The organism is Janthinobacterium violaceinigrum (assembly GCF_009208555.1).
Lineage (GTDB): Bacteria > Pseudomonadota > Gammaproteobacteria > Burkholderiales > Burkholderiaceae_D > Janthinobacterium > Janthinobacterium violaceinigrum.
In genome coordinates this window covers 54843-63305 of sequence record NZ_WFLI01000038.1, presented here as the reverse complement: position 1 = coordinate 63305, position 8463 = coordinate 54843, and the positions used below count along the sequence as shown (strand labels likewise).

7 protein-coding genes are annotated in these 8463 nt (G+C 64.7%); 3 read left to right on the top strand and 4 right to left on the bottom strand.

Translation table 11 applies throughout. The features are described from left to right. Positions 1–18: 18 nt before the first annotated feature. From GCN75_RS23990 to GCN75_RS23975, 4 genes are all read right to left on the bottom strand, one after another. A complete protein-coding gene (locus GCN75_RS23990) occupies positions 19–318 on the bottom strand; it encodes a hypothetical protein (protein ID WP_152284626.1) in 300 nt (99 codons plus the stop codon). Then, positions 315–2279, bottom strand: a complete 1965-nt coding sequence (gene mshL / locus GCN75_RS23985) for a pilus (MSHA type) biogenesis protein MshL (protein WP_152284625.1) — start codon at positions 2277–2279, stop codon at positions 315–317. The genes GCN75_RS23990 and mshL overlap by 4 nt, the downstream gene beginning before the upstream one ends. A 107-nt stretch (positions 2280–2386) precedes the next feature. Beyond that, on the bottom strand, positions 2387–4039 hold the full coding sequence (locus GCN75_RS29665) for an ExeA family protein (RefSeq protein ID WP_226941542.1): 1653 nt from the start codon (positions 4037–4039) through the stop codon (positions 2387–2389). Continuing rightward, positions 4036–4764 (bottom strand): ABC transporter ATP-binding protein, encoded by a 729-nt coding sequence (locus GCN75_RS23975; RefSeq protein ID WP_152284624.1) that lies wholly within the window; start codon positions 4762–4764, stop codon positions 4036–4038. The genes GCN75_RS29665 and GCN75_RS23975 overlap by 4 nt, the downstream gene beginning before the upstream one ends. Before the next feature lie 209 nt (positions 4765–4973). Between GCN75_RS23975 and GCN75_RS23970 the strand changes: the two genes are divergently transcribed. The 3 genes from GCN75_RS23970 to GCN75_RS23960 are packed head-to-tail and all read left to right on the top strand — an operon-like array spanning position 4974 to position 8420. After that, positions 4974–6677 carry a GspE/PulE family protein gene (locus GCN75_RS23970; RefSeq protein WP_152284623.1) on the top strand — a complete coding sequence of 568 codons (1704 nt, stop codon included), beginning with the start codon at positions 4974–4976 and terminating at the stop codon, positions 6675–6677. Position 6678: 1 nt separating this feature from the next. After that, complete coding sequence (locus GCN75_RS23965) at positions 6679–7914, top strand: type II secretion system F family protein (RefSeq protein ID WP_152284622.1); 1236 nt, start codon at positions 6679–6681, stop codon at positions 7912–7914. After that, positions 7914–8420: a type II secretion system protein gene (locus tag GCN75_RS23960; RefSeq protein ID WP_152284621.1), complete on the top strand. Its 507-nt coding sequence runs from the start codon at positions 7914–7916 to the stop codon at positions 8418–8420. The genes GCN75_RS23965 and GCN75_RS23960 overlap by 1 nt, the downstream gene beginning before the upstream one ends. Positions 8421–8463: the final 43 nt, after the last annotated feature.

The window sequence follows — 8463 nt, the reverse complement described above, 5'->3', positions numbered from 1 at the left end:
GGCCCGCAACGGTGCCGGTCAAGGCCGTAAAACAGTCGGTGATCGTGTGCGACGGCGCCCGCCCTGCGCGCGCTGGCCGAACATGGCGTGACCGTGAAAGTATTGACGGGAGATAATCACCTGGTGGCTCAAGGTGCTCGCTGCCTGCACGGGCGGCGGGGCTGCGGCAGGCACGGGGCGGGGCGGCGGGATGGCGTCGGCCGGCGCCAGTTCCAGCACGTGGTCATACGCTTCGGACGGCTTTTCCAGCTCCTCGTCGGAAAGGCTGTTCTGCTTGGCGCGCTCGGCCTTCTTGAGCGCCTGCATCAGCAAGCTCATGGAAAGTCTCCCTGCAGGCGTGCCTGCGGCTGGGTGGCCGCTGCCGGCGGGCCATCCGTGTACGGCTGGCTGTTGAGCGGCGCCTGGCCGGGCAGCAGGTAGCGGTAGTCGCGGTAATCGCCGTCGATGCTGGCATCCTTGACCACCACGGGGCGCATGAAGATCACCAGTTCCGTCTTGCTGCTTGCCTCATTGCGGTAGGTAAACAGATTGCCCACCAAAGGCAGGCTGGACAGGCCCGGCACGCCATCCTTGGCATTGTCGATGGAATCCTGCATCAGGCCGCCCATCACGGCGATCTGGCCATTGCCCACCTTCATGATCGATTCCAGTTCGCGCGCCTGGATCACGGGCACGCGGCTTTGCACGTTCGCCGTGGCCAGGGCCGGATTCGGGTCTTGCACGTAGCCAACGATGCGCGTGATGGTGGGACGCACGTTCAAGGTCACTTCATCGCTGTCGGAAATCTGCGGCGTGACGCTCATGACGAAGCCGACGGGCACCGTTTCCAGCTTCGATTCATAGGTGGCCGGCGTGGTGATGGTGCCTGTCGAGCTGATCACGGCGGGCGTCACCTTGATGGTAAAGAAGACATTGTTGTCCACCACCTTCAGCATGGCCGTCTGATTGTTGAGCACGCTGATCTTCGGGCTGGACAGCACTTTCACCTTGCCGAACGATTCGAGCAGCTGGATGGTGGTGGAAAAACTGTCCTTCAGATAATTGAGCAGGAAGATGCCCGGCGTGGCGTTGGGCGCGACGCCGCTGGGCAGGCCCGCCGTCCCCACTTGCCCTTGCCGCAGCTGCAGGCTGCCCGTCAGGCGCGACCAGTTGATGCCTTGCTGGTATTCATTGCTCAGGCGTACCTCGATGATGGTCGCTTCGATCAGCACTTGCCGCTTGGCGCTGTGCACGACCGCGTCGAGGAATTCGGCGATCTTTTCATGCTGGCGGCCCGTGGCCCGCACGGCGATCAGTCCGCCTTCCACGTTGACGACCACGGACGAGGGGCTGCCCTTGTTGGCCAGTTTCAGCAATGGCATGCCGTTCGCATCCAGCGGCTGGCCGGGAGTTGCATTCGGGCCGGCCACCTGCTGGCCTGGCGCAGGCGCATACTGGCTGCCGTTCGGGACGCCATTTTGCATGGGCGGCTGGGCGCCGTACTGGCCCGCCGCCCCCGTCGCGGGGAAATTGCCGGCCGGGTTCTGCGGCTGGCCTGGCTGGCCCTGCTGGCCGGGCACGCTTGTCAATTGCTGGTTCAGCTGGGCCAGCGGGTCCACCTGCACGTCGTTGAGCGTGGTGTCGCGCAGCAGGTCGCGGATATTCTTTTCCAGGCTGTACCAGAAATTATTTTCCGAACGATTCACCACCAGGGTGGTCGAATTGTTGTTGCCATTGCCGCCGCTGCCCTGCGTGCCGCCGACGGGGTTGCTGCTGTTGCCGCCACCGCCGCCCGCCGTGGAGATTTGCGTGGCGATATTGACGCTGCTGTTGGTGCTGCGCGCCATGTTGACGTAATCGACCTTGTAGTTGCGCCACACGGGCGCGTCGGGCAGCACCGTCAGGTTCTTGCCATCGATTTCGTAGCGCATATCGACTTGCTTGCCGATACGCGCCAGCAATTGCGGCAGGGTCTGGTTCAGCGCATTCAGCGTGACGCTGCCCTCGACCTGCGGGTGGATGTCGATATTCATGCCCGCGTCGCGGGCCAGCGCAAACAGCAACGATTGCACGGGCACCTTGTGCACGGTGACGCTGTAGGTTTCCACTTTGGGTGCGGGCAAGGGCGCGGCGAGCGCGCTGCTTTGCTGCACCGGTTCGGGAATGGCGCCGCCGGGGCGGGGCGGGGCGTTGATGTGGGCCGGCGACAGCGGCGTTTGCTGCGTAGCGCAGCCGGCCAGCATGGCGCTGCAGGCGAGGGTGACCCAAGAGGCCAGCACAGGAATAGGGTGTTGAGTCATGAAAAGTTCGCCCTTGGAGTCGTATTGTGCTTTTGTAATTTTAACCAGCATGATCGCCTAAAAGCAATCGGCTGTGCTGGCCTGGGAGGCAATATGCAGAAATAAAGTCAGGGGGCGCCACGTCCCGTTTTTGCCGGGGCGACGGTTTTCATTTCCGTGCGGATACTCTCTATGTTGCTCAGCAATATTTTCTGTGGCGACGCGGGCGATAGCCTGGCCCGAACGGTATCGGCGCTGGCCTGGTCGGCATAGCTGCCGTAGACGATGGCCAGGCGCGCACCGGCGCTGGCAGGCGCCTGCGCTGGCGTAGCCTGGCGCATGCCCGGTGGCGAGCCGGCCAGCGTGGTGGGCGCGGCAGTGGCGGGGGCCGTGCCGGGCAGGCGAAAGACGTGGATGTCGTGCAGGCCGATCGCTTGCTGCGCCTGTTGCAAAAAGGTCTCCGCCGCAACCGTGTCGCTGGCGGGCAGGCTGGCAATGTGCAGCACCAGCTGCTGAGGTCCTTGCTGCGCCAGCCAGTCGCGCGATTCGGCCAGTTTGCTGTCGAGCAGCGTGTTCGGCGCGGGCGGCACGGTGCGCGGTGCCGCTGCCTCGGGCGCTGCCGTTGCCGCATGGGCGGGCGCGGCGTCATCGGTGTGACTGGTGCGGCCAGGCTGGCCAGCATGGCCTGCTGCCTGGTCTGCCTGGCTGAGCGGGCTGGATGGCGGCGTCATCCCCGCCGCCGTTGCCGCCGTTGCCGCCGTTGTCGCTGTCACCGCTGTCGTCGTCGCCATGGCTGCTGCCCGGTCCGGGCTGCTTGCCTGCCATTGCCACAGCAGCGCGGCGGCCAGCATCAGCATCAGCGCGCTCAAGGCGGCCGCCAGCAGCTTGCCCGCATGCCAGGGCGCGCGGTAGAAGGGGCTGTCGGCGATGGCCAGGCGCACATGGCGCGCGCTCACTTGCTGCGCATCGTCCGCATATGCGGCGAGCAAGGCCTTGTCGGCCAGGATATTGATCCTGCGCACGATGCCTTGCGAGGCGCGGGCCAGCGCCCGCAGCGCGGCCCGCGTGAAGACGAGCGGCGCCGTGCGGCCGGCGGCGGCCAGGCGGCAGGCCAGGTAGTCGTTCAGCAAGGCTTGTGGCAGGCGGGGCACGGCAAAGCTGTGGGTGATGCGTTCCTTCAACTGGCGGAACTGGGGCAAGTCCAGGGTGTGCTGCAATTCCGGCTGGCCAAACAGGACGATTTGCAGCAGCTTGTGGCTGGCCGTCTCCAGGTTCGTCAGCAGGCGCAGCGCTTCCAGGGTGGCGCCCGGCATGGCTTGCGCCTCTTCGGCCAGCAGCACCACCTGGCGCCCGGCCGCATGCCTGGCGATCAGCTCGCCGTGCAGGGCGCGCAGCACGGCGTCGGCGCGGCAGCCGTCCAGCGCCAGGCCCAGTTCGGCGGCGATGGCGTGCAGCACTTCGTCCGGTTCCAGGCGGGGATTGAGCAGGTACAGCACGTCGACGTGGGGCGGCAGGCATTCGGCCAGCATGCGGCACAGCATGGTCTTGCCGCTGCCCACTTCGCCCGTCAGCTTGATGATGCCTTCGCCCTGCGTGACGGCGTAGCGCAGCGCATCGAGCAGTTCGCCTCGTGTATTGCCCATATAAAAGAAGGCCGGGTCCGGCGTGATGCCGAACGGCGCCGTGCGCAAGCCGAAATGGCGCAGATACATGCCGTGCGGGGACGGCGCGTAAGGCCGCCCGGGCGGTGTGGAGGGCGTGCCGTGCGTGCCGGCGTTCATGCCGCGATGCAATTGAGGAACGCCTGCTCCAGGCTGGCGTCCTGCGCGCCGCCGTGGCGCGCGCGGCATTCGGCGGGCGTGCCCGTAAACACGATGCGGCCCCCGTGCAGGATGGCCATGCGGTCGCACAATTCTTCCACGTCGGCCAGCGCATGCGAAGTGAGCAGGGCGCCCCGGCCCTGCGCGCGCGCCTGCTGCAGCACTTGCTTGAACTGCGCGCGCGCTTTCGGGTCGAGTCCGCTCATCGGCTCATCGAGCACCAGCTGCGGCTTGCCCGACAACAAACAGGCGGCCAGTCCCAGTTTTTGCATCATGCCTTTCGAATAGTCGCGCGCGGGGCGCAGCAAGGCATCGGGCGCCAGGTCCAGCGCAGCCAGCGCCTGCTGCACGGCTTGCGGCCCAGGGTGCACGTCGTGCAGGCGCGACAGGTAGCGCAGGAAGTCGCCGCCCGTCAGGTAATACGGCGCCTGGAAGCGTTCCGGCAAAAAGGACAGGGGCTGGCGCGCCGCAGCGTGCCGGTGCGGCTGGCCGAAGATGGCGATGTCGCCCCGTTCGGGCGTGCAAAAGTCCAGCAGGCATTTGAGCAGGGAAGTCTTGCCCGCGCCATTCACGCCGACCAGGCCGAACAGTTCTCCTGCGCGCACCTGCAGGTCGACGCCGCGCAGCACGGCGTTGCCCGCCAGCTGCAGATGCACGTTGTGGAACTCGATGGCGCAGGCGTTCATAGGGGCTAGGGTGGGCAGGCAAGACGGGATACGACCGCCATTATTGCCATGGGCGCAGGTGGGCGGCAAGTGTTTACTTGCAGAGTGTTGAAATGCGCGAAAATCAAGCCACGGAATGTATTTTCTTTAAGAAACAACAGGTTCTGGAATAAAATACCCCCCGCGCGCCGCTGGCGTGCATCGTCTGATGAATCTGTCGAGGAGCAAGCATGGCAAGGCCAGAGAAAGTCCGGCTCGGTGAAATTTTGGTGCAGCAGAAATTGCTGACGGAACAACAGTTGGGCCAGGCCTTGACGGAACAGAAGCGTTCGGGGCGCAAGCTGGGCCGCGTTTTCGTCGAGCACGGCTTCGTCACGGAAGAGCAGATTTCGGGTGCGCTGGCGCGCCAGCTCGACATTCCCTACATCAACCTGAAGTTTTTCAACATCAATCCCGAACTGGTGCGGCTGCTGCCGGAAACCCAGGCGCGGCGCTTCCGCGCGCTGGTGCTGGAAGACCGGCGCGAGGGCTTGCTGGTCGGCATGTCCGACCCCACCGACCTGTTTGCGTACGATGAAATTTCGCGCCTGGTCAAGCGCCATATCGAACTGGCCGTGGTCAATGAAACGGAAGTGCTGGCCGCCATCGACCGCATCTACCGCCGCACGGAAGATATCTCCACCCTGACGCGCGAGCTGGAGCAGGACCTGGGCGACGTTTCCGTCGACTTCGGCGCGCTGGCCGCCAATCCGGGCCTGGAAGAGGCGCCCATCGTCAAGCTGCTGCAATCCGTGTTCGAGGATGCCACGCAGGTGCGCGCGTCGGACATCCACATCGAACCGCAGGAAGGCCGGCTGCAGATCCGCTTCCGCATTGACGGCGTGCTGCACCTGCAGACGGAAGCGGACAGCAAGATCGCCAGTTCGCTGGCGCTGCGGCTGAAACTGATGTCGGACCTCGATATTTCCGAGAAGCGCTTGCCGCAGGATGGCCGCTTCGCCATCCGCGTGAAAAACCAGCGCATCGACGTGCGTATTTCCACCATGCCCACCCAGTACGGCGAATCGGTGGTGATGCGGCTGCTGAACCAGGGCGGCACGACTCTGCGCCTGGACGCCATCGGCATGCCGCCCCGGCTGGTGGAACAGTTCCGCGCCATCGTCAGCCGCCCGAACGGCCTGGTGCTGGTGACGGGGCCGACGGGCAGCGGCAAGACGACGACCCTGTATTGCGCCTTGTCCGAACTCAATTCGGTGGAAAAAAAGCTGATCACGGTGGAAGACCCCGTCGAGTACCGCTTGCCTGGTATTAACCAGGTGCAAGTGAACGACAAGATCGAGCTGAACTTTGCCAGGGTGCTGCGCTCGGCCCTGCGGCAAGATCCCGATATCGTGCTCGTCGGCGAGATGCGCGACCAGGAAACGGCGCAGATCGGTTTGCGCGCCGCCATGACGGGCCATCTGGTGCTGTCGACCCTGCATACGAACGACGCCATCAGCACGCCGCTGCGCCTGATGGACATGGGCGTGCCCCGCTACATGGTGGGCAGCTCGCTGCAAGCCGTGCTGGCGCAGCGCCTGGTGCGCGTGATCTGCGAAAGCTGCAGCACGCCGTACGCGCCCACGCCCAACGAATACGAATGGCTGCGCCTGGAACTGGGCGAGCTGGTCGAGCGCAACCAGTATTTCCACGGCAAGGGCTGTTCGCACTGCAATGGCATGGGATACCGGGGCCGCACGGGCGTGTATGAATTGCTGGAAATCACGCGCGCCGTGGCGGATGCCGCCAACCATGCCGATCCTTCCCACTTCATGAAGGTGGCGACGGAGCAGATGGCGGGCGAAACCCTGCGCCGCCACGCCGTGCAGCTGGTCGTGCAGGGCCGCACGACGGTGATGGAAGCGATGCGCATCAGCAACCAGAGCGAGGATTGAGGTGCCGTTTTTCTCCTACAAGGCGCGTAGCGCCAGCGGCGAACTGCTGACCGGCGTGATGGAAGGCGCCGACAGCGGCGCCGTGGCCGATCAATTGATGGCGGGCGGCAGCACGCCCGTCGACATCAGCGCCACCAAGCAGACGGTGACGGGGGCGGGCGCCAGCAAGTTGAACTGGTGGGACAAGCTGACCGAGAAAAAAGTCACGCCCATGGACGTGCAACTGTTCAGCCGCCAGCTGTACACCCTGCTCAAGGCGGGCGTGCCTATCATGCGGGGCCTGGCCGGCTTGCAGGAGTCCGCCATCAGCCCCGCGTTCGGGCGCATCATCAAGGATGTGCGCGAGTCGCTCGATGCGGGTCGCGAACTGTCGGCCGCCATGGCGCGCCACCCCGCCATCTTCACGCCGTTTTATCTGTCGATGGTGCGCGTGGGCGAAATGACGGGCCGCCTCGATGAAGTGTTCCTGCGCCTGTTCGACCACCTGGAATTCGACCGCGACATGCGCGCGCGCGTGAAAACGGCGACGCGCTACCCGACCTTCGTCGTCTTCGCCATGCTGGCCGCCATGATCGTGGTGAATATCTTCGTCATTCCCCAATTCGAGAAGGTGTTCGCCAGCTTCCATGCGGAACTGCCCTTGATGACGCGCGTGCTGATCGGCACGTCGCGCTTCACGACTGCGTACTGGCCCATCCTGCTGATGCTGGGCGCGGGCGGCTTTTTCGGCTGGCGCGCCTGGCTGCGCACGAAAGAGGGTCTATATAAGTGGGACCGGACCAAGCTGCGCCTGCCGATCGCCGGCAAGATCATCCTGAAGGGCACGATGGCCCGCTTCGCGCGCAGCTTTGCCCTGTCCAGCACCAGCGGCGTGCCCATCGTGCAGGCGCTGACGGTGGTGTCGCAGACGGTCGACAACACCTATTTGAGCGCGCGCGTGGAACAGATGCGCGACGGCGTCGAGCGGGGCGAAAGCATCTTGCGCACGTCGGTGGCGGCCGGCGTGTTTACACCCGTGGTGCTGCAGATGATCGCCGTGGGCGAGGAATCGGGCTCGCTCGACGACCTGATGGACGAGATCGCGGACATGTACGAGCGCGAAGTCGATTACGAGCTGAAGACCCTGTCGGCGCAGATCGAGCCGATTTTGATCGTCTTCCTCGGCGCCATGGTGCTGGTGCTGGCGCTGGGCATCTTCCTGCCGATCTGGGACCTGGGCCGGGCGGCCCTGCACTGATGGCGCGGCCTGTCCGCCAGCGCGGTTTCACCCTGTTCGAGCTGGCGGTCGTGGCGAGCGTGTTTGCCATCCTGGTGGCGGTGTTCCTGAACCGCGCCAGCCATTACCAGCAGCAGGCGCAGCAGGTGGCCGTGGCGCAGATGCTGGGGGTCTTGCGCACCAGTTTGCGGGTGCAGGTGCTGCACCTGTACCTGGCGGACCATCGCGACAGGTTGCCGGCGCTGGCGCGGCAAAACCCGTTCGACTGGCTGGACGACAAACCGGCCAACTACCTGGGCGAGTTCGCGCAGCCGGACCTGGAAAAATTGCCAACTGGGAATTGGTTGTATGACAGAAAAGAACAAAAAATCATCTATTTGTTTAGTAATGGCAATATTTTTCCCAGTACAGGGGTTGATGCAGTGAAATTTAAGGTAACCTTGCCAAGTGCAGACGCCGATCTTGACAAGCTCGCCCAGGAACCCGATATTGTGGTGTGGAAATCGCCGGACTCGGCAGCAAACTGATGCGTTTCTTCGTCCGGTGCAGCGACAGTTTCATGGCGTCGGT

Bases quoted from the DNA above. Each gene is read 5' to 3' on its own strand.
- GCN75_RS23990 (WP_152284626.1), bottom strand. From the start codon at position 318: ATGAGCTTGCTGATGCAGGCGCTCAAGAAGGCCGAGCGCGCCAAGCAG.
- mshL (WP_152284625.1), bottom strand. From the start codon at position 2,279: ATGACTCAACACCCTATTCCTGTGCTGGCCTCTTGGGTCACCCTCGCC.
- GCN75_RS29665 (WP_226941542.1), bottom strand. From the start codon at position 4,039: ATGAACGCCGGCACGCACGGCACGCCCTCCACACCGCCCGGGCGGCCT.
- GCN75_RS23975 (WP_152284624.1), bottom strand. From the start codon at position 4,764: ATGAACGCCTGCGCCATCGAGTTCCACAACGTGCATCTGCAGCTGGCG.
- GCN75_RS23970 (WP_152284623.1), top strand. From the start codon at position 4,974: ATGGCAAGGCCAGAGAAAGTCCGGCTCGGTGAAATTTTGGTGCAGCAG.
- GCN75_RS23960 (WP_152284621.1), top strand. From the start codon at position 7,914: ATGGCGCGGCCTGTCCGCCAGCGCGGTTTCACCCTGTTCGAGCTGGCG.